25 protein-coding genes are annotated in these 25,391 nt (G+C 61.0%); 3 read left to right on the top strand and 22 right to left on the bottom strand.

What is annotated here, in order from left to right:
• Positions 1-11 precede the first annotated feature (11 nt).
• From pabC to P8X48_09070, 10 genes are all read right to left on the bottom strand, one after another.
• Positions 12-716 carry an aminodeoxychorismate lyase gene (pabC, locus tag P8X48_09115; protein MEJ2107473.1) on the bottom strand — a complete coding sequence of 235 codons (705 nt, stop codon included), beginning with the start codon at positions 714-716 and terminating at the stop codon, positions 12-14.
• 75 nt (positions 717-791) lie between these two features.
• Positions 792-2,192, bottom strand: coding sequence for an aminodeoxychorismate synthase component I (locus P8X48_09110; protein MEJ2107472.1), 1,401 nt, complete (start codon positions 2,190-2,192; stop codon positions 792-794).
• 17 nt (positions 2,193-2,209) lie between these two features.
• Positions 2,210-3,454: a beta-ketoacyl-ACP synthase II gene (gene fabF, locus P8X48_09105; GenBank protein ID MEJ2107471.1), complete on the bottom strand. Its 1,245-nt coding sequence runs from the start codon at positions 3,452-3,454 to the stop codon at positions 2,210-2,212.
• A gap of 114 nt (positions 3,455-3,568) precedes the next feature.
• Positions 3,569-3,805, bottom strand: a complete 237-nt coding sequence (acpP, locus tag P8X48_09100; protein ID MEJ2107470.1) for an acyl carrier protein — start codon at positions 3,803-3,805, stop codon at positions 3,569-3,571.
• 119 nt (positions 3,806-3,924) lie between these two features.
• On the bottom strand, positions 3,925-4,668 hold the full coding sequence (fabG, locus tag P8X48_09095; protein MEJ2107469.1) for a 3-oxoacyl-ACP reductase FabG: 744 nt from the start codon (positions 4,666-4,668) through the stop codon (positions 3,925-3,927).
• Positions 4,669-4,684: 16 nt separating this feature from the next.
• A complete protein-coding gene (fabD, locus tag P8X48_09090) occupies positions 4,685-5,626 on the bottom strand; it encodes an ACP S-malonyltransferase (protein ID MEJ2107468.1) in 942 nt (313 codons plus the stop codon).
• Positions 5,627-5,672: 46 nt separating this feature from the next.
• Positions 5,673-6,641, bottom strand: a complete 969-nt coding sequence (locus P8X48_09085) for a ketoacyl-ACP synthase III (GenBank protein ID MEJ2107467.1) — start codon at positions 6,639-6,641, stop codon at positions 5,673-5,675.
• A complete protein-coding gene (gene plsX / locus P8X48_09080) occupies positions 6,638-7,654 on the bottom strand; it encodes a phosphate acyltransferase PlsX (protein ID MEJ2107466.1) in 1,017 nt (338 codons plus the stop codon). Before plsX ends, P8X48_09085 begins: the two co-directional genes overlap by 4 nt.
• A 33-nt stretch (positions 7,655-7,687) precedes the next feature.
• Positions 7,688-7,867: a 50S ribosomal protein L32 gene (gene rpmF / locus P8X48_09075; GenBank protein MEJ2107465.1), complete on the bottom strand. Its 180-nt coding sequence runs from the start codon at positions 7,865-7,867 to the stop codon at positions 7,688-7,690.
• Between the two features lie 18 nt (positions 7,868-7,885).
• Positions 7,886-8,422: a YceD family protein gene (locus P8X48_09070; protein ID MEJ2107464.1), complete on the bottom strand. Its 537-nt coding sequence runs from the start codon at positions 8,420-8,422 to the stop codon at positions 7,886-7,888.
• Positions 8,423-8,581: 159 nt separating this feature from the next.
• On the opposite strand from P8X48_09070, the gene P8X48_09065 reads away from it, so the two are divergent.
• Entirely contained in the window at positions 8,582-10,000 is a 1,419-nt protein-coding gene (locus P8X48_09065) for an acetyl-CoA carboxylase biotin carboxylase subunit (GenBank protein ID MEJ2107463.1), read from the top strand.
• A 19-nt stretch (positions 10,001-10,019) separates the two neighbouring features.
• Positions 10,020-12,299, top strand: coding sequence for a sodium-extruding oxaloacetate decarboxylase subunit alpha (gene oadA / locus P8X48_09060; GenBank protein ID MEJ2107462.1), 2,280 nt, complete (start codon positions 10,020-10,022; stop codon positions 12,297-12,299).
• 6 nt (positions 12,300-12,305) lie between these two features.
• Here the strand turns inward: oadA and P8X48_09055 are convergent, their stop codons facing one another.
• Genes P8X48_09055 through P8X48_09040 form a run of 4 tightly spaced genes read right to left on the bottom strand, consistent with a single transcriptional unit; the run spans position 12,306 to position 15,210 of the window.
• On the bottom strand, positions 12,306-13,271 hold the full coding sequence (locus P8X48_09055) for a S49 family peptidase (GenBank protein MEJ2107461.1): 966 nt from the start codon (positions 13,269-13,271) through the stop codon (positions 12,306-12,308).
• Complete coding sequence (locus P8X48_09050) at positions 13,264-13,665, bottom strand: Rieske 2Fe-2S domain-containing protein (protein MEJ2107460.1); 402 nt, start codon at positions 13,663-13,665, stop codon at positions 13,264-13,266. Before P8X48_09050 ends, P8X48_09055 begins: the two co-directional genes overlap by 8 nt.
• Positions 13,653-14,303 carry an HAD-IA family hydrolase gene (locus tag P8X48_09045; GenBank protein MEJ2107459.1) on the bottom strand — a complete coding sequence of 217 codons (651 nt, stop codon included), beginning with the start codon at positions 14,301-14,303 and terminating at the stop codon, positions 13,653-13,655. Before P8X48_09045 ends, P8X48_09050 begins: the two co-directional genes overlap by 13 nt.
• Positions 14,287-15,210, bottom strand: coding sequence for an RluA family pseudouridine synthase (locus tag P8X48_09040; protein MEJ2107458.1), 924 nt, complete (start codon positions 15,208-15,210; stop codon positions 14,287-14,289). Before P8X48_09040 ends, P8X48_09045 begins: the two co-directional genes overlap by 17 nt.
• Before the next feature lie 433 nt (positions 15,211-15,643).
• Between P8X48_09040 and P8X48_09035 the strand changes: the two genes are divergently transcribed.
• Complete coding sequence (locus tag P8X48_09035; protein ID MEJ2107457.1) at positions 15,644-17,728, top strand: Rne/Rng family ribonuclease; 2,085 nt, start codon at positions 15,644-15,646, stop codon at positions 17,726-17,728.
• Positions 17,729-17,749: 21 nt separating this feature from the next.
• On the opposite strand, the gene P8X48_09030 is transcribed toward P8X48_09035, so the two are convergent.
• From P8X48_09030 to P8X48_08995, 8 genes are read right to left on the bottom strand one after another with little or no spacing between them, the layout of a single operon-like run.
• Positions 17,750-18,226, bottom strand: a complete 477-nt coding sequence (locus P8X48_09030) for a low molecular weight phosphotyrosine protein phosphatase (protein ID MEJ2107456.1) — start codon at positions 18,224-18,226, stop codon at positions 17,750-17,752.
• A gap of 18 nt (positions 18,227-18,244) precedes the next feature.
• Positions 18,245-19,000, bottom strand: coding sequence for a 3-deoxy-manno-octulosonate cytidylyltransferase (gene kdsB, locus P8X48_09025; GenBank protein MEJ2107455.1), 756 nt, complete (start codon positions 18,998-19,000; stop codon positions 18,245-18,247).
• Positions 19,001-19,028: 28 nt separating this feature from the next.
• On the bottom strand, positions 19,029-19,208 hold the full coding sequence (locus tag P8X48_09020) for a Trm112 family protein (GenBank protein ID MEJ2107454.1): 180 nt from the start codon (positions 19,206-19,208) through the stop codon (positions 19,029-19,031).
• Positions 19,201-20,184 (bottom strand): tetraacyldisaccharide 4'-kinase, encoded by a 984-nt coding sequence (lpxK, locus tag P8X48_09015; GenBank protein MEJ2107453.1) that lies wholly within the window; start codon positions 20,182-20,184, stop codon positions 19,201-19,203. Before lpxK ends, P8X48_09020 begins: the two co-directional genes overlap by 8 nt.
• 9 nt (positions 20,185-20,193) lie before the next feature.
• Positions 20,194-21,951, bottom strand: coding sequence for a lipid A export permease/ATP-binding protein MsbA (msbA, locus tag P8X48_09010; GenBank protein MEJ2107452.1), 1,758 nt, complete (start codon positions 21,949-21,951; stop codon positions 20,194-20,196).
• Positions 21,948-22,373: a biopolymer transporter ExbD gene (locus P8X48_09005; GenBank protein ID MEJ2107451.1), complete on the bottom strand. Its 426-nt coding sequence runs from the start codon at positions 22,371-22,373 to the stop codon at positions 21,948-21,950. The genes msbA and P8X48_09005 overlap by 4 nt, the downstream gene beginning before the upstream one ends.
• 21 nt (positions 22,374-22,394) lie before the next feature.
• Positions 22,395-23,009 (bottom strand): MotA/TolQ/ExbB proton channel family protein, encoded by a 615-nt coding sequence (locus tag P8X48_09000; protein ID MEJ2107450.1) that lies wholly within the window; start codon positions 23,007-23,009, stop codon positions 22,395-22,397.
• A 9-nt stretch (positions 23,010-23,018) separates the two neighbouring features.
• Positions 23,019-25,385: a DNA internalization-related competence protein ComEC/Rec2 gene (locus P8X48_08995; GenBank protein MEJ2107449.1), complete on the bottom strand. Its 2,367-nt coding sequence runs from the start codon at positions 25,383-25,385 to the stop codon at positions 23,019-23,021.
• Positions 25,386-25,391: the final 6 nt, after the last annotated feature.

Below are 25,391 nucleotides of genomic sequence, written 5' to 3'. Positions count from 1 at the left end.
CACATTGTTTCCTAGGTCGCGACAACATCACGAAGTCTTTCCCGCAAGCTTGCCAGACATTCCACCTTGGACAACGTCCGATCATCAAACTCGGCGACGCCCATCACGCCGAGCACACTGTTCGTCAGGATCATTCCAGAGGCCCGTTCCAGAATGGCCAGGGTCACATCTTCCTCCACGCAATCGTATCCCAGATCCCGCGCCTCGCGGAGGACCTGCTGTCGCATCACTCCCTCGACCCCGGCCTGGTCCAGGCGGGGCGTCACGAGGCGGCCTTCCAGCTGCAGAAAGATATTTGTCATGGTTCCCTCCACAACATGGTCACTCTCATCCAGCATCACGCCCTCATCGTATTCGTCATCCCACTCGTTCCGTGCCAGTACCTGGGGCAGGCAGTTCAGGTGCTTGATTCCTGCAAGACGCCGGTTGCGCGAAACCCGGGTACGGCACAGGCACAATCTCATTCCCTCCTGGAAAATTCGCGCCGGCAAATCCGGCCAGGCATACAGGCTCGTGATTCGTGTCGTCCGGACCCCGGGGCGGGCGCGGTATCCCCGTTCCCCGGTTCCGCGGGTCACCGTCAGCTTCACGATCGCGCGATCCACTCTGATCGACGTCGATACCCAGCCGCGCAAGCCCCCGCCGCAGACGCTCGATATGTGGCTGCCACAGGAGCGGACGACCGTCCCGAATGGCAATGGTTTCAAAGCAACCATCACCGTACTGGAGGCCCCGATTGGCGACATCCACGAGGTGGTCCTCGCATCCGTTAACCAGGTGGCGCGCCTGTGTCACGATACACCCAGGGCCCGCAACACACCCCGCGCCTTGGCGCGGGTTTCCGCCAATTCACGCACAGGATCCGAATCGGCCACGATCCCCGCACCGGTTCTCAGGCTCAGGGTGTCGCCGTGCAGCACCAGTGTGCGTATCAGGATGTTCAGATCCATGGAGCCGTCGCGATTGATGTAGCCAAGGGACCCCGTATAGGCGCCGCGCGACGTCTGCTCCAGTTCGCTGATGATTTCCATACAACGGACCTTGGGGCAGCCGGTAATGGTTCCGCCTGGAAATACCGCGCGGATGACCTGCACCGGACTGATGTCCGGGCGCAGGGTACCAGTTACTTCCGACACGATATGGTGCACGTGGGCGTAGGTCTCCAGGCTCATCAGCTCCGGAACCCGAACACTCCCCGGCTGGCAGATGCGGCCGAGATCGTTGCGTTCCAGATCGATCAACATGATGTGCTCGGCCCGCTCCTTCGGATGGCGAAGCAGGTCCCGGGCCCGGTTTCGGTCCTCCTCCGGGTCCGCTGCCCGGGGGTAGGTACCCGCGATGGGTCGGGTGGAGACCTGCCCGTCTTTCACCTGCACCAGCCGCTCGGGAGAAGAACTCATGATGGTGATGCGATCGTTCAACCGGGCCAGGGCCGCGAAGGGTGCCGGGTTGGATTGGCGCAGGTTTCGATAGATGGAAGGGGCATCTGCGGGCCCGGTCATTTTCAGTTGCCACAAGCGCGACAGGTTCACCTGGAACACGTCACCCTCGCGAATGAACTGCTTGATTCCTGCAACGCCTTTCAGGAATTGTGCAGCCTCATCTTCCTGCGGTATTGCCGTGCAGGCAACTGACGGGGAGGCCTCCGCCGACACGGCGGCCAGATCTGACTGTAGCTGATCAAGACTATTCGCCGGCGTCGTATGATCACCGAGGAACCAGGTCTGCCCGTCGCTGCGGTCATGGATCACCGCGGCGGGGAAACGAATGGCCAATGCCAGGATCGAATCGGACGGCGGCAACATGTCGGCGAGACCAGGTTCAATCTCCCGCACCAGTTCATAGGCCAGATAGACAAACCAGCCGCCGCGGAACGGCAGTTCGCGCGTTTCAGGACGGTTTACCGGGTCAACACTCTCGCGCTCCAGTTCCTTTTCCAGGGCATCCAGAAAATCGCCTTCTTCCGCCTCGCCGTTGCGCAGGAGCGTATTGTCGGCGGTGAGTTCCAGCCGATTGCCCGGAAAGGCGAACAGGATATCAAAGCGGCCGTTGGGACCGGCAGCCGCACTTTCCAGCAGGGCCGGATAGCGCTCGGGGAACCGGGCATGGAGTTCGAAAAGATCCGGAACCGGGTCGAGGCGGTGGGACATGGTCTCGGACGCGTTGCGCTGCACCTGTGTATGGCCGTGCATGGCTGCGCCCGCGAACACTACTGAAAGCGGCGCAACACCAGGGTGCCGTTGGTACCGCCGAATCCGAAGGAATTGGACAGGGCAACGTCGATCTTCATCTCCCGCGCGGTATTCGGGACAAAATCCAGGTCACATTCGGGATCCGGATGCTCCAGATTGATCGTAGGAGGAGCGAGCTGATTGTGGATCGCCATCGCGGTATAGATCGCCTCGATGCCGCCAGCCGCGCCCAGCAGATGCCCGGTCATGGACTTGGTAGAACTGACGGCCAGTTTGCCCGCGTGATCGCCGAAGCTTCTCTTCACGGCCTTGGTCTCCGCCAGATCGCCCAGCGGCGTCGATGTCCCGTGGGCATTGATATAGTCGACGTCGGCGGGATCGATGCCGGCGTTCTTCAGGGCAACATCCATGCACCGTGCTGCACCCTCGCCGCCTTCTGCCGGCTGGGTCATGTGGTAGGCGTCTCCGCTCATTCCAAAGCCGATGACCTCAGCGTAGATGCGGGCGCCGCGTTTCTTCGCAAACTCCAGCTCCTCCAGCACCACGACACCGGCACCCTCCCCGATCACAAAACCATCGCGATCACGGTCCCAGGGTCGGCTCGCGCCTTCCGGATCATCGTTGCGCGTGCTCAGGGCCTTGGCGTTGCCAAATCCTGCCAGTCCCGTGGGCGTTACAGGCGCCTCGGCCCCGCCGGCCACCATAACGTCCGCATCCCCAAACTGGATGATCCGCGAGGCATCGCCAATCGCATGGGTCGCCGTTGTGCATGCGGTCACCATGGCCAGGTTGGGGCCTTTCATTCCGTACAGAATGGACAGATTGCCCGAGATCATATTGATGATGGAGCCGGGCACGTAGAACGGAGACACCCGCCGCGGACCCTTTTCATGCAGGGTAATGGACGTGTTTTCGATCGACTCCAGGCCCCCGATGCCGGAACCGATATTGGCGCCAATGCGTTCCGCGTTTGTGTCGGTGATCTCCAGCCCGGAGTCCCGCATCGCCTGTATGCCCGCTGCCATTCCGAGCTGGATGAAGCGATCCATCTTGCGCGCCTCTTTTGGCGCAATGTACTCGGCAGGATCGAAGCCCTTCACTTCTCCGGCCATGGTGGAGGGATAGCCGGTAATATCGAAACGGGAAACACGGGTGATACCAGTGCGACCGGCGGTGATGTTTTCCCAGTTCTCGGTGAGATTTGCGCCAACGGGAGAAACGATCCCGAGGCCGGTAACGACGACGCGACGCTTGCTGGTCAAGGGTTATACCTCCGTGCCGGGACTTTGGGCACGCCTTGGCTGACTGGAATCATGCGGGGACAAAACAAGGGGCCGGCGACGTGCAACGTCGGCGGCCCCGGTACTCGATCTCAATCAGCCGTTGTTCGCGTTGATGTAATCGATCGCCTGCTGGACGGTGGTGATCTTTTCGGCCTCTTCGTCCGGGATCTCGGTGTCGAATTCTTCCTCGAGTGCCATCACCAGTTCGACCGTATCGAGCGAATCCGCGCCGAGGTCGTCGACAAACGAGGAGCTGGACGAGATTTCACTTTCCGCCACTCCCAATTGCTCCGCGACGATTTTGATGACGCGTTCTTCTACACTGCTCATAGTTTTCCAATCCTCCGAAAGATTGCAGGTGTCGGCCTCTGCGATGTGGCCGCATATTTACATACAAGAGAAATCCAGTCCAGTTTCCTGCCCTTGGCCAGAGACGGCAAAAAGCGGCCCTAGGCCATGTACATTCCGCCGTTGACGTGGAGCACGGTCCCCGTGATATAGGCCGCCTTCGGCGAGGCGAGAAACGCCACTGCCGAGGCAATTTCTTCCGCGCTCCCCAGACGCCCCAGGGGAATCTGCTGCAGCAAGGCCTGATGTTGCGCCTCCGGCAGGGCCCGCGTCATGTCGGTATCGATAAAGCCAGGGGCAACCACGTTTACGGTGATGTTGCGCGACCCCACTTCCCGCGCCAGCGCCTTGCTGAATCCGATTACACCGGCCTTGGCCGCCGCATAATTCGTCTGCCCCGCGTTTCCCGCCGATCCCACGACCGAACCGATACTGATAATGCGCCCCTTGCGCGCCTTGGTCATGGCCCGTAGACAGGCGCGGGTCATGCGAAACAGGGAGCTCAGATTGGTCTCCATGATTTCGTCCCACTCCTCCGGCTTCATGCGCATTAGCAGGTTGTCGCGCGTAATACCGGCGTTGTTGACCAGGATGGTCGGATCTCCGAAGGCCTCTGCCGTTTGCTTGAGGGCGGCATCGATGGATTCCGGGTCAGTGACATCAAGTACAATCCCGGTTCCAGTAATATTCTTATCTTTCAAGTAGTTGCTGATACTTTCTGCACCTTTACTAGAAGTCGCGGTACCGATGACGGTGGCCCCTTCCCTTCCCAGCTCCAGTGCAATCGCCTGGCCAATGCCACGGCTCGCCCCGGTGACGAGGGCGATTTCTCCTTCCAGACTCATTTCTTGCCTCCCACGCCTAGTCCCCCGCCGCGACCGCCGCCAGGGCTTCGCCCAGGCTGGCCTCGTCGTTGACGGAAACGGACTGGATGTTCTTGTCGATTCGCTTGTTCAGGCCGGTCAGGACCTTGCCCGGGCCGCATTCTATCAGCATCTGTGAGCCGCGCGAGGCCATGTTCTGTACCGACTCTACCCAGCGGACCGGCGATTCGACCTGCCGGACCAGCGCCTCGCGGACCGCATCCAGGTCTTTCTCCTCGCGGGCGTTTACGTTCTGTATTACCGGAATCGCCGGTTTTTTGATGGCCACGTCGGCCAGGCGTGCGGCCATATTCTCCGCCGCCCGATGCATCAACCGACAATGGGAAGGCACGCTGACCGGCAACAACAAACCTCGTTTCGCGCCGGCGGTCTTGCTCGCGCCGACGGCGCGCTCCACCGCCGCCCGTGCGCCCGCGATCACGACCTGGCCAGGGGCGTTGAAATTCACCGGTGAAAGGACTTCCTCGCCCGCATTTTGCTCACACAATGCGCGCACGGCTTCGTCGTCCAATCCGATGATCGCGGCCATGGCGCCCTCTCCCTCCGGCACTGCCTCCTGCATGAACCGGCCGCGATCGGCGACCAGACCCACCGCGTCGGCAAATTCCACGGCCCCGGCACAAACCAGGGCGGTGTATTCACCCAGGCTGTGACCGGCCATCATCATCGGATCCGGGCCGCCCCGCGCCTTCCAGCAGCGCCATACGGCAACGCCGGCGGCCAACATGGCCGGCTGGGTATTCTGGGTCAGATTCAGCTCTGCTTCGGGACCTTCCTGACACAATTTCCAGAGATCGACACCCAGAATTTGCGAGGCCTGGTCAAATGTCTCCTGCACCTGGGGAAAGGCACCTGCGAGTTCGGCCAACATGCCGACCGCCTGGGAACCCTGCCCGGGAAATACAAAACCGAATTTCATTTGCAACCTTCTTGCGTTTTTTCTATCGACAATGAAGCGACACGACCTAGTAGCGGAGAAGCACCGATCCCCAGGTGAATCCGCCACCGAAGGCTTCCATCAGTATGGTGTCGCCGCTCTTGATGCGGCCATCGCGTACTGCTTCATCGAATGCCAGCGGAATGGATGCGGCGGAAGTATTGCCATGACGATCCACGGTCACGACCACGTGATCCATGGACAGGTCCAGCTTCCTGGCCGTTGCGCCGATGATTCGGATATTCGCCTGGTGGGGAACCAGCCAGTCGATATCGGATTGTTTGAGATCGGCGGCTTCCAGGGTCTCGTCCACGATACGGCCCAGGGTGTTCACCGCCATCTTGAACACCTCGTTCCCCTGCATCTGCACGTAGGCCTCGCCCGCCTTGATCTTTTCGAATCCATCGGAAACACCGACGGGTACGGTCAGCAGTTCCTTGTAGCGACCATCGGCATGTAGATGGGAATTCAGGATTCCGGGGCTGTCGGAGGCCTTGAGCACCACCGCCCCGGCGCCATCGCCGAACAGTACGCAGGTGGAGCGGTCGGTCCAGTCGATGATGCGGGACAGCGTTTCTGCGCCTACCACCAGGGCACAGCGCGCGGCATTTGTGCGAATGAACTTGTCCGCCACGCTGAGGGCGTACACAAAACCGGTACACACCGCCTGCACATCGAATGCCGCGCATCCGTGGATATCGAGCCTGTCCTGGAGCAGGCAAGCGGTACTTGGAAAGATCCGGTCGGGGGTAGTCGTCGCCACGATGATGAGGTCGATTTCGTCCTTGGTGACGCCAGCGGCGTCCATCGCGCGAACCGAGGCCTCATACGCCAGATCCCGGGTGGTCTCTCCCTCGGCCGCCAGCCGGCGTTCGCGGATCCCGGTACGGGTAACGATCCATTCATCCGAGGTATCGACCATGGATTCGAGTTCCTGATTGGTCATTACCCGTTCCGGCAGATAGCTTCCGGTGCCGATGATGCGCGAATACTTCACGCGGGTACCCCGGCCAGCAGGTCTTCCACCTGTTCGGCGATATGCTCTGGCACGTGGCTATCCGCCTGTTTCATCGCCTCGATGATCGCGCTTTCAAACGCCATGGCATCGGCGCCGCCGTGGCTCTTGATGACGACGCCGTTGAGCCCGACCAGGCTTGCGCCGTTATAGCGGCGGGGATCGACCCGGCGACCGAAGGCACGGAGCACCGGCATGGAGATCAATGCCGCAAGGCGGGTGAACAGGTTGCGCCCGAACTCCTCTTTCATGAACGATGTGATCATCTTGGCCAGGCCTTCGGTGGTCTTCAGGGCCACGTTGCCGACAAAACCGTCGCAAACGACGACATCGGCAGTTCCGGTGTAGATCTCATCCCCTTCCACGTAGCCCAGGTAGTTCAGCCGGGACTCACGCAGCAATTCATTCGCCTGCTTGACGACCTCGCTGCCCTTGATCTCCTCTTCGCCGATATTCAGCAGACCGACACCGGGTTGACCTTCACTCCCCGCGGCACTGGCAACGACCGATCCCATGATGCCGAACTGAAGCAACTGCTCTGCCGAGCAATCGATGTTCGCCCCCAGGTCGAGCACATAAACCTGCCCATGCATGGTGGGTAGCAGTTTGCAGATGGCGGGTCGATCGATACCGGGAAGGGTTTTGAGCACGAAGCGGGCAGTGGCCATGAGTGCACCGGTATTTCCGGCACTGACACAGGCGGCCGCCTCACCCTCCTTGACGAGGTTGATAGCAACGCGCATGGAGGAGTCTTTTTTCTTCTTCAGGGCCTGGGCTGGCGGTTCATCCATGCCCACGATTTCCGACGCATGGTGAATACGCAGCCGCTCGCCGGGGGCCGAACCATGGCGACGAAGCTCTTCGCCGATGACATCTTCCTGCCCTACCAGAATCAGCCTCAAGGCTGATTCCCGGGCGAGCAGGGAAAGGGCCGCTGGGACCGTGACCGATACCCCGTGGTCACCACCCATGGCGTCGAGCGCTATGGTCGTCATCGGAACCGGTATACCCGGCGACCCCGGACCGGCCTAGTCGGACTTGGTTTCGATCACCTTGCGACCACGATAGTAGCCGTCCGCGGTGATGTGGTGCCGACGATGGGTCTCCCCACTGGCCGAATCGATCGACAGGGTCGGGCCCGACAGGGAATCGTGCGAGCGACGCATGCCGCGCTTGGAAGGGGTCTTTCGATTCTGTTGTACCGCCATGTTCGTTCCTCAGTTCTGTCACGAGTTCTGTTTGTCCGCGCCCTTCTCCCGCAATGCGGCAAGGACCCCGAACGGATTGTCCTGATGCGTCTCCGTTGACGCATCCTCTTTCCCGGTCTTGCCTGCCGCCAGCGCCGAAGGACACTGGTCGGCCGGATGCATGGGCACCATTGGCATGGCCAGGATTAATTCATTTTCCACCATTTCCGAAAGGGATATCGGGCCAGCGGCCTCAAGAACATCGCTTTCGCCTGCGAGCTCACCGGATCCCGGTGGGGCCAGCAGCAAATCCACCTCTGCCGTCAGGGGTAGCGCGAACGGATCCATGCAACGCTCACAGCGGATTCGCACGACCGCTTCGATCCGGCCTGTGATCCTTCGCAGCCCGCTCTCCGTTTCCCGACGAAAGTGCAGCTCCAGCTGCGCCTCGCCGGCATCCGAGACACACATGCTGACCAGGCGCTTCATGCGCGCAATCGGCAAGGTCCCGCGCAGTTGCGCGTCTTGGTCCGCGAGACGGACCGGATCCACGCTTACGGGTAAGGCCCCGGACATAGGGCGCGCATCATATAACCGCCTGTAACTTGTGTCAAAACAAGGATTTTTCCTGTCCAGGGCGAATATGCCGTGTTGACACCCCGGGGCCCATTTCGTAAAAAACACTGCCGGCACGATAGCGGGCCGGCACCCCGTCCAAGCTCCCGGGAGCGGTCGTTGATCAGAAAGATACTGGTGGCCAACCGCGGCGAAATCGCGGTCAGAATTGTGCGCGCTTGCGCCGAGATGGGAATCACCTCGGTCGCGATCTATTCCGATGCCGACCGCCATGCCCTGCACGTGAAAAAGGCGGATGAGGCCTATAACCTGGGACCCGATCCCGTCGGCGGCTATCTCAACGCCCATCGCATCGTGAACATCGCCGTGGCCGCGGGCTGTGATGCGCTGCACCCCGGCTACGGCTTTCTGTCGGAAAATCCCCTGTTGGCCGAGATCTGTGCACGGCGCGGAATCATCTTTATCGGACCGGATGCGGATGTCATTCGCCGAATGGGCGACAAGACCGAGGCACGCAAGGCCATGATCAAGGCCGGTGTACCAGTGGTGCCGGGGACCGAGGACAACATCCAGGACCTGGGCCAGGCCCTGCGAATCGCCACCGAGGTCGGCTACCCCGTCATGCTCAAGGCAACTTCCGGCGGCGGCGGGCGCGGCATTCGACGATGCGACGGCGAGGACGAACTGAAGCGAAACTTCCAGCGTGTCGTGTCGGAGGCCACCAAGGCCTTTGGTTCCGCCGAGGTATTCCTCGAGAAATGCATCGTCGATCCACGTCACATCGAGGTTCAGATCCTGGCCGATGGCCAGGGAAAGGTAATCCACCTGTTTGAGCGCGACTGTTCAATACAGCGGCGTCACCAGAAGCTGGTGGAAGTCGCCCCTTCGCCCCAGCTGAACGACGAACAACGCAAAACGGTGTGTCGCCTCGCAGTCAAGGCAGCGCGTGCCGTGAAATACAAGAACGCCGGTACCGTGGAATTTCTTCTGAATGAAGACGGGAAATTCTATTTCATGGAAATGAACACCCGCCTGCAGGTTGAGCACACGATTACGGAACAGGTCACCGGCATCGACATCGTGCAGGAACAGATCTCTATCGCCAGCGGCAACCCCCTCTCCTTCCGCCAGAACCACATCAAGATGCGTGGCTTCGCGGCCCAGTTCCGGATCAATGCCGAAGATCCGCGCAACGATTTCCTGCCCAACTACGGTCGGATCACCCGATACTACTCGGCGGGCGGTCCCGGTGTGCGCACGGACACGGCGATCTATACCGGATACGAATTTCCGCCCTACTATGACTCCATGTGCGCGAAGCTGACAGTGTGGGCGCTGACTTGGGACCAGCTTTTGAGTCGCGCCCAACGTGTGCTGAAGGACGTGGGTCTGCATGGCGTCAAGACAACCAAACCTTTCCACCTTGAGATCCTCAAGACACCGGAGTTTCAGGCCGGACGTTTTCATACCGGTTTCGTTGAGCAGCACCCCGAACTGATAAACTACTCCATCCGCCGCCCTCGGGCGGATCTGGCCGCGGCGATTGCGGCAGCCATTGCTGCCCACTACGGGCTCTAGCCGATTCTGGATTCCGCATATGAACGACAAGAACAAGGTACTGATAACCGATCTGACCCTGCGCGATGGCCATCAGTCGCTGATCGCGACCCGCATGCGGACCGAGGACATGCTCCCCATCTGCGACAAGATGGATGCGATCGGTTTCTGGTCCCTGGAGGCCTGGGGCGGTGCAACCTTCGATGCCTGCCTGCGTTTCCTGAAGGAAGACCCGTGGGAACGTCTGCGCTCACTCAAGGCCGCGTTGCCGAACACACCTATCCAGATGCTGTTGCGGGGTCAGAACCTGCTGGGCTACCGTCACTACTCCGACGATGTAGTTGAGGCCTTCGTGCTCACGGCGGCGAAAAACGGAGTCGATGTGTTCCGCGTGTTTGATGCGATGAACGATCTTCGCAATCTCGAGACTTCGGTTCGCGCGGTGATCCAGGCGGGCAAGCATGCCCAGGGAGCCATCTGCTACACCACCAGCCCGGTCCATACCATCGAACACTTTGTCGAACAGGCGCGCGAGCTGGAGTCCATGGGTTGCCACAGCATCTGCATCAAGGACATGGCCGGTCTGTTGACGCCGGGGCGCTCCGCCTCGCTGTTCGGTGCATTGTCCACTGCCGTGAAGGTGCCTCTGCATTTCCACTCCCATACCACCGTGGGGGTCGCCAATATCAGCATGTGGGAAGCGGTCAAGGCCGGCGCCCGGCATGTGGACACTGCCATAAGTGCGTTCTCCTGGGGCACCAGCCACTCGCCGACAGAAAGCATGGTCGTCGCTTTCCGGGAAACGCCATTTGATACCGGACTGGACCTGGCCAAACTCCAGGAGATCGGTTTCTACTTCCACGAAGTCCGTAAGAAATACCACCAGTTTGAAAGCGAGTTCACCAACATTGATACCCGCGTACAGATCAACCAGGTGCCGGGCGGCATGATTTCCAACCTGTCCAACCAGCTCAAGGAACAGGGTGCACTGGAAAAGATGAACGCGGTCCTTGCCGAGATCCCGCGGGTGCGCGAAGACCTGGGTTACCCGCCGCTGGTAACACCCACGTCACAGATTGTGGGTACCCAGGCAGTGCTCAATGTCATCACCGGCCAACGCTACAAGAGCATTACCAACGAAGTGAAGCTCTATCTCCAGGGACGCTACGGCCGCGCCCCGGGGGCCATCAACGACGAGGTCCGCAACCAGGCCATCGGCGACGAGGAGGTGATTGTTTGCCGGCCGGCGGATCGCCTGGAGCCGGAGATGGACAAGATCCGCCAGGAAATCGGCGAGATCGCCAGATCGGAAGAGGACGTGCTGACCTTTGCCATGTTCCCCGAGGTCGGCCGCAACTTCCTCGAGGAACGGAACGCTGGAACCCTGCAGCCCGAGGAATTGCTGCCGGAGGCCGTAGAGCAGGCAGTGGAAGCTGGTTCGCCACTCGCCCCCACCGATTTCAACGTCACCATGCACGGCGAGACCTACCATATTAAGGTAACCGGCGTCGGACACAAGAATGACGAACAGCGGCCGTTCTATCTCACCGTCGACGGAGTGCCCGAGGAAATCCTGCTGGAGGCTCTGCAGGAAACCGTACCCACGGAAGGCGGCATGGTCGATACGCGCCGGGTCGTGAAAGGGTCCAAACGTCCCAAGGCGAGCAAGGAAGGCGACGTCACCAGTTCCATGCCCGGCACCATCGTCGATATCCTGGCCCAGGAAGGCACGGAAGTCCGCGCCGGCGATCCGGTTCTTGCATCCAGTTCGCCCTATCGCCGCGAACTGTTGTCCCGACTGGGCCTTCCCTTCGATTCCGTATCGCCGGACGTAGACGAATCGGCGCATGAAGGGGAAACACCGCAACAACTGGTGGAACGTCTGGCGATACTCAAGGCATCCACGGTCGCCAGTGTATCCCCCGGCACGCTGGTCATCGGCTCGGACCAGGTGGCCGTGCACGACGGCGAGGTTGTCGGCAAGCCGCGCGACCATGACCATGCCGTGCGCCAGTTGCGACAGGCCTCCGGAAGCGCCGTTACGCTTTACACCGGGCTGGCCCTGATCAACGCCGACAGTGGTCGCGTGCAATCGGAAGTGGTTCCCTACAGGGTTGTGTTTCGCGAACTCAACGACGAACAGATTGAACGCTATCTGCGAAAGGAACAGCCCTACGATTGCGCGGGGAGCGTCAAGTCGGAAGGACTGGGTATCGCGCTACTGCAACGCTTTGAGGGAGACGACCCCAACAGCCTGATCGGTCTGCCTCTCATTCGACTGGTCTACATGCTGGAAAAGGAAGGCGTTGCGATACTCTGAGCAGCGCTAACGCGTACCGCCGTTTTGCCCGCGCAGCTCCGACGTCAACACGTGAGCCATGGAGGCGCCGATCTGACTGGCGAAACGGTCCAGCCACCCGGGTCGATAGGTAAAATCGACCAGCTTGTCCGCGCCGACGACGTCTCGCGCAACCGAGTCGGCGGTCCCGAACTCGTCGACCAGACCCAGCTTTCGCGCGGTACTCCCATTCCAGAATCTTCCGGTAAAGAGTTCAGGATCCTTCTTGAGCTTCTTGCCCCTGCCCCGTTTCACGGCATCGATGAACTGCTGATGCACCTCGTCCAGCATCCGCTGCATGCTTCGGCGATCGGATGGCGTCAATGGGAGAAAGGGGTCAAACGCGACCTTGTGCTGACCGGAATGAAACAGGCGTCGCTCAATGCCCAGTTTCTTCATGGCGTCCACAAAACCGAAGCCCCCATCCAGCAGCACACCCAGGGACCCGACAATGCTGGACCGGTTTGCATAGATCCGATCGGTGCCGGAGAGCGCGTAGTAGCAACCGGACGCGCACACATCCTCGATTACACCGTAGATCGGCTTCTTCGGATACTTCCTGCGCAGACGCGCAATCTCGTCACTGATCTCCGAAGATTGTACCGTCGTACCGCCCCCGCTATTCGCCCGAAGGATGACCGCCCTCGCGTTGCTCCGGAAGGCATCGCGCAGACCGCCAATGACATTGTCGGCACTGGCGGTGGTTCCTGGACCAATCTCCCCGTCGAGCTCGACCACGGCGGTGTAGTTCCCCCCTGGCGACCCCTTGCTTTCCACATCGGGTAACGAAACGATGAGAATAAAGAGCAGAAACAGTCCCGCCCAGGCGAAGCGAAAGAAAATGTTCCAGCGCCGGCTCCGCCGCAACTCCTGGACGACGGCCAGTGCTATATCGTTCAGTGCCCCATTTTCGGAGGATGGGGAGGATTGGGGATGATTCGTCTCTTCAGGCACGGGATCCGTCTTCCGGAAGTTCGGTATCGACCAAGTGTACTCCAATGGGACCACCGGCGAGGAGAATCGATCCCTGGTGCTCCTCCACCGGCAGGGGAGTCAACCCTCGCCCGGCACATCGGCCGGTACGGCAGGCACCGGTGTCCGGATCGTACAGTGCGCCGTGGGTCGCGCAGATCAAAAAATTCCGATCCGGGTCGAAGAACTGCCCCGGTTGCCAGTCCAGTTCAACCGACTGGTGGGCGCACTGGTTCAGATAGGCGTATACCTTACCCTGAAAGCGAATCACAAAAGCGGGAATGACGCGATTCTCGCTGCGCACGCGGAAGCGAATACCCGGACCGCCATCGACCAAGCGGTCGGCATTACAGAGGAAGCTCCCTACCGCATCCACTCAAGGATATCCTCAAAGCTTTCGGCACAGGCCAGGGGATCGAGACTCTGCAAGCGGTCGCACGGGTGGGCGCCATAGCTCACCGCCAGGGAATCCATACCGGCATTCTTCGCCATTTCCAAATCGAATATCGAGTCGCCCACCATGATGGCGCGTTCCACCGGCACGCCGGTTTCCTGCAGGATTTCCTCCAGCATCAGGGGATGGGGCTTGGACCGTGTCTCGTCGGCGCAGCGGGTGGACGCAAAGAGATTGCGCAAGGGCGAATCCACGAGCAGGCGATCCAGTCCACGGCGTGCCTTGCCCGTCGCAATGGCAAGACGATGGCCCTCGCCATGGAGCTGCGGCAGGCCTTCAGCCACACCCGGGAACAGCACCATTTCGGTCCGATCCCGTTCAAGAAAATGCTCCCGATACGCTTCCTGCAAGCGCTGATGTATCTCCGGATCGGCGTCCGGAAACAGCTGTTCCATAGCTTCCTGCAAGCCAAGGCCAACGATATTGCGCACCGCATCGTCCCCCGGGAAATCGACACCCACATCCGCGGCCGCGCCGCGAAAGCAGTTTACGATGCGCGCGAGCGAGTCCATCAGGGTTCCGTCCCAGTCGAAGATGATCAGGTCATAGCGACGTGGCATGTTTGATCCGGTCAATGGTTTCCGCCAGTTCCGGCGGCAATGGGGCCTCGATGACCATTTTGCAAGTCTTGCGTGGATGGGTAAATTCCAGCCGCTCGGCATGCAGGAACAGTCGCTGCAGTCCGTAGGCACGCATCTGCCGATTGAATTCCTTGTCCCCGTATTTCGCATCGCCGGCAATGGGGTGACCCAGATGGGCGGCATGGACCCGGGCCTGGTGTGTGCGTCCGGTAACGAGATCGATCGCGACCAGGGCCGCGCCAGCGGAGAAATTCTGACGTGGAATGAATCGGCTCACGGATTCCTTACCTTCGTCTCCGACGGATACCATGCGCTCCCCGCCCTGTAGCCGGTTCTTCTCCAGGGGCAGGGAAACGCGTCGCCCCTTTCCTTCCCAGATCCCCCGCACGAGGGCGACATAGCGCTTGTGCACCCGCCCTTCCCGCAAATCGGCATGCAGCTGGCGTAGGGTGGACCGCCGTTTTGCCAGCAACAGACAGCCCGAGGTGTCCCGGTCCAGCCGGTGTACCAGCTCCAGTTCTCTCTCCGCGGGCCGCAGCAGCCGCATGGCCTCAATCAAGCCCAGCTGAATCCCGCTACCCCCGTGCACCGCCATGCCCGATGGTTTGTTCACCGCCATCAGATCCTCGTCCTCGAACAGGATGTGATCCTCCAACCAGGAAAGGTCGCGCGCGGAGCGCTCCGGTCGAGCGGCCGGGGTGGCCGTTCTCACGGGCGGGATACGCACAATATCCCCGAGCCGGAGCCGGGAATCCGGCTTGCTCCGGCCCTTGTTGATGCGCACCTCCCCCATGCGGACCATGCGATAGATGCGGCCCCGCGGGACGCCCTTGAGCTCCCGCAGCAGGAAATTGTCCAGCCGCTGTCCTTCGCTGGCCTCGTCCACGGTTACGAACCGTGCCCGAGGCCCTTTTTTTGCCTTTGGAGAGTGCATCGGCGCGCAGGATAACAGATTGTGGATTTCGGCCGGGGTTGATATATTGACGGCTGTCCGTATTAGAGATTGTGCCTGAAAAATGGCTGCGAACTATACGGAATATATAGTTTTTTTACATGTTTGGCCCGTTGCCGAACATGCGCGGGACCCCGGCGACCCGTCGCTGCCAACACACGGCAGGACCCACGCAGGGCTCATCCCCGCGAACCAGGGATTCGCGTCGCCCCCTGTTTGAGCGGCGCAACAGAATAATGGCGAACCCGGATAGGGGTGCCCGCGCGCGAAGTCCGCGCGGGATCGCGCGCGGCGGCACGCTCGAGGGCGGCCCACTGACGCATATCCGGCGGGAATACCCGACATTCGGGCCGCCTGGGAAGATTCAATGAAAAGAATTTTGTTCAACGCAACTCACGCCGAGGAGTTGCGGCTGGCTATTGTTGATGGTCAGCGTCTGCTTGACCTCGATATCGAATCCACCGCCTACCAGCAGAAGAAGGGCAACATCTACAAGGGCCGCGTAACCCGCGTGGAACCGAGCCTGGAAGCGGCGTTCGTGGACTACGGTGCCGAACGCCAGGGCTTCCTCCCCCTGAAGGAAATCTCCCGCATCTACTTCAGCGGAAACTTCGAATCCACTCCCATGTCCCAGGTGCGCATCAAGGACGTCATTCGCGAGGGGCAGGAACTGATCGTACAGGTGGAAAAGGAAGAACGGGGGACCAAGGGAGCCGCCCTGACCACCTTCATCAGTCTGGCCGGGCGTTACCTGGTGCTCATGCCAAACAACCCCAAGGGCGGTGGCATTTCCCGCCGCATCGAAGGCGAGGAGCGGGCCGAACTGCGCGAGGCCATGGCCCAGCTGGAGGCACCCGATGACTACGCCATTATTGCCCGCACCGCAGGCCTCGGCAAAAGCACCGATGAACTGCAGGGGGACCTCGATTACCTGATTCACCTGTGGGACGCCATTTCCAAGGCATCGGCCGAGCGCCCTGCTCCCTTCCTGATCTACCAGGAAGGGAATCTGGTGGTTCGTGCCATACGCGACTACTTGCGCCAGGACATTGGCGAGATTGTGGTGGACAACGCGGAGATCCATGAGCGGCTGGGCAAGTTCATCGAACAGGTATCACCGGCCAACCAGAGCAAGCTCAAACTCTACCAGGATCCGATCCCGCTGTTTTCCCGTTATCAGATCGAGCAGCAGATCGAATCGGCGTTTTCACGGGAAGTCCAGCTGTCTTCCGGGGGATCCATCGTCTTCGATCCCACCGAGGCCCTGGTCAGTATTGACGTCAACTCCGCCCGTGCCACCAAGGGCGCGGACATCGAAGAGACCGCCTTGATCACCAATCTGGAGGCGGCCGAGGAAATCGCGCTCCAGATGCGGCTGCGCGATATCGGTGGCCTGATCGTGATCGATTTCATCGACATGACGCCGACCAAGAATCAGCGCGCCGTTGAGCAAAAGCTCATGGAAGCCCTCAAGGTCGACCGCGCCCGGGTTCAGGTCGGTCGCATCTCGCGCTTTGGTCTGCTCGAGATGTCGCGCCAGCGTTTGCGTCCGTCCCTGGGCGAAGCCAGTAGCCTGGTATGTCCGCGGTGCAATGGGACCGGTCACATCCGCGGCGTGCAATCGTCGGCCCTGCATATCCTGCGACTCATCCAGGAAGAGGCCATGAAGGAAAACACAGCGGCGCTGCATGTGCACCTGCCGGTGGCCACTGCGACCTATCTGCTGAACGAGAAGCGACACGAGCTGAACGGCCTGGAATCGCGTCTCGCAACTCCGATCTATATTTTGCCCACGGCCGATATGGAGACTCCACATTTCCGCATCCGGCGGCTGCGCAGCGAAGAGCTGGATCAGGAGGAGGAGCAGCCAAGCTTCGAGATTGTGGCACCTGAAGAGGAGACCGAGGCACCCGAGGCGGTACCGGGTCTGAGCAAGCCGGCGGCGGAGCGGCCAGCCATCGGACAGCTGGTGCACTCCGGTGCTGTACCCGCGCGTCAGCGTCCGAAGGAAGGACTGCTGATTCGCCTGTTCCGCTTTCTGTTTGGAACCGGGACCAAGAAGAAGTCCAAGCCCGCACCCTCCCGGCCCCAATCCCGACGCGGAGGCGGCCAACAGCGGCAGCGTCCCGGTGGTGGTGGCCGGCGCCGACCGCGTCAGCGCAGCGGCTCTTCCGGCGGCGGAAAACCCGAGGGCGCAGACAAGGGACAGGAATCCCGAAACGAGGGCCAGCAGACCAAGTCCGGTGGCGGTGGCGGTCGACGCAGTCGCGGTCGACGCGGCCGTCGTGGAGGTGGAAGCGGTAGCGCAGGCGAGAGTGGCAATCGGGCGAAGAACGACCAGTCCTCCCGGGGCAAGAATGAACCCAATGGCAACCAGCGCGCTACCAGGGAAAACAACCCCGCTCCACAGAAGAGCCCCGCCCCGGTCACCAGCGAGGACAGTCGCGACTAGACTGCCGAACCCGGCACAGGTCTAGAGTCCTCGCTGCTCACGGATATGGCGCAGCAGACCTTCGGACGCGTCTTCGATCATATCGAGGACGCGGTCGAACCCCCCGCCGCCACCAAAATACGGATCCGGAACCTCCTTCTCGGCACGACCCGCGGCGAACTCCATGAACAATTGCACGCGACCTGAATATTCGGGCGGGCAGATGGCCTGCAGGTTTTCGAAGTTCTCCTGATCCATGGCCAGCACGTAGTCGAATTCACGAATATCCTCGGTACTGGCACGCCGACCGCGCAGTCCGCTCAGGTCAATGCCCCGTCGCGCGGCCGCCTCCTGTGCGCGCGAGTCCGGCGGCTCACCGATGTGATAGGCATGGGTCCCCGCGGAATCGATCTCAAACTCCGTGCCGAGGCCGGCTCGTTCCACCGCCTGCCGAAAGACCCCTTCCGCCGTTGGCGACCGGCAGATATTCCCGAGGCACACAAACAGAACCTTCACCATGCTGCCTTTAACTCCTCTTCAGTTTTTTTCTGAACCGCAAATCAGCGAACGCACCCGTTCCAGGTCGGCGGGGGTATCGACCCCCGGCCCCGGTTGTTCGATGGCATCACAAACGGCGATGCGCTCTCCATGCCACAGGATACGCAACTGCTCGAGGGCCTCAGCCCGCTCCAGGGGACAGGGATCCCAGGCCGTGTAGCGCCGTATGAATCCCGCACGCGATACATACAGGCCAATATGCCGGTGCCCGGGTGCGGAAGGTGCCGCCCCCGCGCTCATGGCATCGCGATGCCACGGGATCGCCGCGCGACTGAAATACAGTGCATAGCCTTCCGTATCCGTAACCACCTTGACCACGTTTGGATCAAGATAGTCGCTCTCGTGTTCGATCGGATGGGCGGCCGTCGCCATAGCCGCCTTGCCATGATTCGTCAGGCAGTCAACCACCTGGTCAATCAGGGCGGGCGGCATTAACGGCTCATCTCCCTGGAGGTTGACGATGATCTCGTCGTCATCGATGTCCATCGCCTCGATCGCCTCGGCGATACGATCTGTTCCGGAACGATGTGAATCGGAAGTCATGCAGACCTCGGCGCCAAAGCCGATGGCTGCACTTTGGATGCGTTCGTCGTCCGTGGCAATCAGTACCCGGGCCGCGCGAGTCCGGCACGCCAGTTCATAGACCCACTGCAGCAGCGGCTTGCCGCAGATGTCAACGAGCGCCTTACCGGGAAGCCGGCTCGATTGAAAACGCGCGGGGATGATGACCTGCATAGGCTTACAAAATCGAAAATGAATCGGGCTATCGTTGTTCGGGCTCTTCGGTGGGCCGGGCTTCGTCTTCGAGCATCACCGGAATTCCATTGCGCACCGGGAAGGCAAGGTGATCGATACGGCACAGGAGTTCGCTGCGGGCCTTGTCGAAGCGCAGGGGACCCTTGCACACCGGACAGACAAGGATGTCCAGAAGTTTTCTATCCACGATTCCTCCTATTCAATGTATTTTCCATCTGGCGCAACACGTCGGGATCAACTTCCGCGCGGACTGCAAGATACCAACATTTGTCGCTGGCGATTTCGCGGCATTTTACCGCATCCTTCTCCGTCATGATGATGTCCAGATCGTTGGCAAATTCCAGGTCCGCCGCACAAAATCGGTGGTGGTCCGGAAAGGCATGGGGCACAGGTTTCATTCCCAGGGCCTCCAGTTGCCGGAAGAACCGTCCGGGATTGCCGATGCCCGCCAGGGCATGAACGCTTTTTCCCCGAAATGCATCAAAGGAAATCGCGCTCCCGTTGCGCACCGGCATCAACTCCTGCGCATGCAACTTCATTTCCAGCTCACCGGGGTATTTTGCCTTCCCATTCACCACCACGAGGTCGATATCCCGCAGGCGGCCCATGGGGTCGCGCATGGGTCCCGCCGGCAGACAGAGCCCATTGCCAAAACGACGCTCCCCGTCAATCACGACAATTTCGAAGTCCCGCCCGAGCCGCAGATGTTGAAGCCCATCATCGCTCAGCAAAACATCGCAGTCGTGGGCGCGTAGCAATTGCCGGGCGGCGGCCACGCGGTCCGGACCCACCCACACCGGACACTCGCAGTGTCTTGCAAGCAGCACCGGCTCATCACCAACCAGGGCCGGATCACTGTCCGGGTGCACTTCGCGGGGCCAGGAATCCGACTTTCCGCCATAACCCCGGGAGACAATACCGGGATGATAACCCCTGTCACGCAAGGCGCACGCCAGGAAGATGACCAATGGCGTCTTGCCCGTGCCACCGACTGTAAGATTGCCCACAACCAGAACCGGTACCTCCAGTCGGACCGTGGCCAGAATTCCCAGGCGATAGAGGGCGCGCCGCAAGCCAGTGACCACACAGTACAAAGCGGCCAGGGGCAGCAACAAGACGGTCAGCCAACTGAAGCGGTACCAGCTTCGCTCGAGCGGTGACATGAGGCCGGCCTAGTCCGTGGGTTGCAGTTGCGTACGGTAGAAACCGGCGTAGATGCCGCCCGATTCGAGCAGTTCGGCGTGGGACCCGGTCTCTGCCACCCTGCCCTGGTCCATCACGATGATTCGATCGGCCCGCTCAATCGTGGAAAGGCGGTGGGCAATCACCAGCGTTGTGCGGTGGGCGGTCAGTACATTCAGCGCGTCTTGCACCTTTCGCTCTGTTTCCGGATCAAGCGCAGAGGTCGCCTCGTCCAGTATCAAAATCGGGGCGTTCTTGTACATCGCCCGGGCGATAGCCACCCGCTGGCGCTGTCCGCCCGACAGGAGCATGCCCTTCTCCCCCACCCGGGTATCCAGCCCCTCTGGCAGGCGTTCCGCGAACTCCAGAACATGGGCGCTGCGGGCGGCATCCATCAGCCGCTCGTGGTCGATCTCGCCGGGCTCACCATAGGCGATATTCCCGCGGATGCTGTCATCGAACAGGAAGATGTCCTGGCTCACCAGGGCCAAATGCCGCCTCAGATAGGAAAGGCGATAGTCCTGGATGGCAACTCCGTCGATCAGAATGGATCCGGTGTCGAGCGTGTAATAACGGGCCAGCAGGGTTGCAAGCGTGGTCTTGCCGCTGCCCGACGCGCCGACCAGGGCCACCAGTTCGCCCGGGCCTGTCGAGAACGATACGTCCTCGATGGCCGCCATATCGCTTCCCGGATAGCGGAAACCCACGTTGCGATATTCGATCCTGCCAGTGATGGGTGTCGAATCGTCGCCCCCCTTGTCTTCCTCCCGAATCTCGTCCAATACGGAAAAGGCGCTGTGTGAAGCCGCGATCCCCTTCTGCAGTGTCTGGTTCACATTCGAAAGCGTCCGCGCCGGCTGCATGATCAACATCATGGCGGTGAAATAAGACGCTGCCGCGCCGGTGGTGTATTGCGCCGATGCAACCTCGTCCAGAATCAGTCGCAGCACCACGGCCATGACCACGGCGCCTACTATCTCGAGCAGCGGGGTGCCGCCCGCGTTGATCAGAACCATCTTCATGGCTTGCTGGCGATTGTGGTTGTTGGCCCGTTCGAACTTGTGCTTCTCCGCTTCCTGCGCGTTGAATGCCTTTACTACGCGTTCGCCGTCCACGGCCTCCCCGGCAACGCGGGAGATTTCCCCCATGGAGTTTTGTATGCGGTGACTGATCTTGCGCATACGCGTACCCATGGCTCGTACGAGAAAGGCCAACACCGGCGCAAGAACGGCAAACAATAGAGTGAGCTTCCAGTCGAGATAAACCATCCATCCCAGCAGCCCGATCACCTTCAGACTGTTCTGTATCAGGACGAACAGGGCGCTTGTGGCGGCGTTCTGGATCTGTTGGACGTCATAGATCAGTTTGCTGATCAGCGTCGAGCCTGGATGGGTGACAAAGAATCGCGTAGGCAGATAGACCATGCGATCGAACAATTCATTGCGGATACGATAAACGATCTTTCGCCCTACCCAGTTCATTCCGTACGTACCAAGGAATGTAGCAATACCCCGGAGCGCGACCACGGCAACGAGCGCGACCGGCACCCACAAAATTGCCTCCGGTTTCTTGCCGATAAAGCCTTCGTCGAAAAGGGGCCGCACCAGGGCGCTCAGGCCCACGTCGCCCCCGGACGAGAGCGCCAGGGCAAGGACGCTTAGCAGCAGTACAAGCTTGTAGTCCCGGGTATAACGCAGGAGCCGCCAGTACAGGGAAAAACCGCTGGCTAGGGGTTTTCGCTGGCTCACGGGGACGCGTCGGAGGCCGGCTTCTGGGTGGCGAAGGTGATCCGTGTATACCCCAGTCGCCTTGCCGCATCCATGACATGAACAACGGCTTCGTGGGGTGTTCTGCCGTCGGCGTGGATGACGATGACGGGATCCTTGATGTTGCCCGCGGCGCGGGCGATGGCGGCGCGCAATGCCTCTACCGAGGAGCTGGCTAGTTGTTGGTCGCCGATGTAGAAGTGACCTTGCGCGTCGATGAGCACACGCACTGAATTGTCATTGATCTTGGCTGTTGCCGATGCCTCCGGCAAACGGATTCGAAGCTGGGTCTCCTTGGAGAAACTTGTGGTCACGACAAGGAAGATCAGGGTCATCAACAATACGTCGATGAGTGGAACCAGATTCAACTCTGGCTCTTCGCTTCGATTTACACGAAATTTCATGATCTGGTATCCGCGAAATCTTCAGTCGTGCTCACGCTGGCCCTGGAGAATCTCGGTGAGCTTGATCGCCTCCTGTTCCATTTCCACCAGCAACTCGTTCACGCGCGCACGAAAGTAGCGATAGAACATGACGCTGGGAATGGCCACGGCCAGTCCCGCCGCGGTCGTGATCAGGGCCTGGGCAATGCCTCCAGCCACCACGGCGGGATCACCGATTCCCTGGGTGCTGATCCCGGCAAACATTTCAATCATGCCGATCACTGTCCCGAACAGGCCCAGAAAAGGACTAATAGAAGCGATGGTGCCGAGCGCGTTGAGAAAGCGCTCCAGTTCCGGAACCACATGGCGACCCGCGTCCTCGATCGCTTCCTTGATGATTTCGCGGTTGTGGGACCGATTGACCAGCCCGGCGGCCAGAACGCGGCCCAGCGGTGAGGTCTTGCGCAACAGCTCGATTCGCGCGTCGTCGAGCTCGTGATTGGTTACCCACTGCTCAACCTGGGGCATCAGGGTTGCCGGGGTTACATACTTTCTCTGCAGGGACCACAAACGCTCGCCAATGATGGCAGCGGCGGCGATGGAGCAAGCGATGATGGGCCACATCACCCAGCCGCCGGTCTTGATCAACTCAAACATGGAATCCTGTCAGCGCGGTTTCAGGTCGGGTGCTAATGTAGCAGACCTCCGGGGTTGCGCAAAGGCGGGCCGATCGAACCAGTATCGGGCCCGATCCCGGCGAAATTGCGTGACATGCCGACCGTCGGCCCGGAACTGAATGGAGATGGCACCGCTGACGGCGGTTCCCATGAGCCGAATGCCCCGCGCTCGCAGGTGTGTGACCACCGACGGATGGGGATGGTGATACCGATTCAGGTATCCGGCCGGGAACAGAACGAGTTCCGGCCTCACCGCATCGAGGAAATCCGACGTGGACGAAGTCCGGCTCCCGTGGTGGGCAGCAACCAGCACATCGGATTTCAGGCCTGCGCCGAGTCTGCTCACCAGCTCCTCTTCCCTGTCCTTTTCAATATCGGCCGGCAACAGCAATGAACCATAGGGTCCCTTCACCTGCAGGACGCAGGACCGGTTGTTGTGGGACATCGGGTTTACCGATGGTGGCGACAGAATCCGAAATCGCACCCCGTCCCATTGCCATTTCTGGCCCGCGCTGCAGGATCGTGCGTGCGGCAGGCGCTGCGGCACGCTGCTGAGTACGTCATCTACGTGCAGCAGGCTGAGCAAGGAGTGAGCGCCTCCAATATGGTCATTGTCGCCGTGACTAATCACCAAGCGGTCCACGCGCGACGCCCCCAGGGATCGAAGATAGGGGACGAGGACGGCCCTGCCAGTATCAAACCCCGAGGCATAGCGCGGTCCGGTATCAAAGACCAGCACGTGGTGTCGGGTTCGTATCACAGCGCCGAGACCCTGGCCAACGTCCAGCAGGCAGGCGTCCATCTCGCCCCACCCCGGACCGGGCGGAGCCCAAAGGAAAACAGGGAGCAGCCACGGGATTGCCAACCACCGGCCTGGCAGGGGACGGGGAAAGAGGAGAAGACATACGCCGACGAATGCGCCGGCCAGTGCCCAGGGGCCGGGGCCACCGTGAGTCCATACCGGCATCCGCGCCAACCACTGCAGCAAGCTCCACAATGCGTCCAGACAAATCGACAACACAAAGACCATGTGTGTTGCCAGGGCATGGGACAGGAACACTTCCACAGCTGCGGCCAACAGAGCGCCCGGCACCACGACCAGTGCAAACAAGGGCACTGCCACCAGATTTGCCACCGGTGCCGTGAGCGAGATCTGCTGAAACCACAGCAGGGTGAGCGGGGCCAGGGCAAGCGCGAGAACCCACTGTGTCCGAACGAGCGCAAGGACCGAGCCGCGGGATTGCACCTGCGCCTGCAACATCAGGAAGATTGCGCCCACCGCGACAAAGGACAGCCAGAAACCGGGGGCCAGCACCGACATCGGGTCCCAAAACAATACCGCGAGCAAGGCAGCACCCAAAACCACGCTCGGGCGAAATCGCACCGCCATTGCCTGGCCGCCGAGGGCAATCGCAAGCATCACCAGGGCGCGCTGTGTGGGCAGGGACAAACCGGACAGGAGCCCGTAGAGGAATGCGGCGAACAGCGCCGGTAGCGCCGCCGCCCGTGCCGCCGGCCACAGGCTTGGCTCCAGGGCAAACCGACGCCACAACAAGGCGACGAGGAAATAGACCAGACCCGCCACCATTCCGACATGCAAGCCGGAGATGGCCATGAGGTGACTGGTACCCGTCGCGCGAAACAGATCCCACTGCCGGCGGGAAATTCGGCCGCGATCACCTGTGACCAGGGCAGCCAGGACCGCGCCGTCGTCGGGATGTTGGGCGAGACGGGTCATGCGCAAGGCCAGGGACTGTCGCAGTCTTCCAATCCCCTCCCCCCGCCCCGCCTCATGAATCCGTCCGCCGTCCAACACATAACCCACGGCCCGAATTCGGTGCTGGAACAGATACGCTTCGTAGTCGAAGCCCCCCGGATTTTCATAGCCGTGGGGCCGCTTGAGTCGGGCACGAAAGCGCCAGACTTCACCGGGGGCAATATGCAGTCGCCGAGGGGCGGTTAGGCGAATGTGCTCAGGCACCGCGACCGGCGTATGCCCGATTCGAGCGCTGTCCGCACGGAAATCAAACCGACTCCCGTACGCCAGCGGACGGGGAATATCTGCAACCGTCCCGCAGATTTCGAGGGTACGCCCCTGTAACGCCGGCGCCAGCGCGTCCTGCAATACAATCTGGGCTCGAAACCCGGCCCAGGCGACCCCAAGTACAACAAACAACAAGGGTAGAAAGCGACGATCATGGAAGACCATTGCCGCCAACGGGATCAGCGCCAGCGACCATAGCGGCGACGGTAATCCGGCGCAGGCCTGAACGAGAAGAATTCCCGCGAGGAACGCGAGAGCGATGGTAGCGATAGGCGGCCTCCTTGCCGGCGCTAGTGCTTTGAACGGCAACACTATACA

The organism is Acidiferrobacteraceae bacterium (assembly GCA_037388825.1).
Lineage (GTDB): Bacteria > Pseudomonadota > Gammaproteobacteria > Acidiferrobacterales > JAJDNE01 > JARRJV01.
This window is presented reverse-complemented; position numbering and strand designations above follow the sequence as displayed.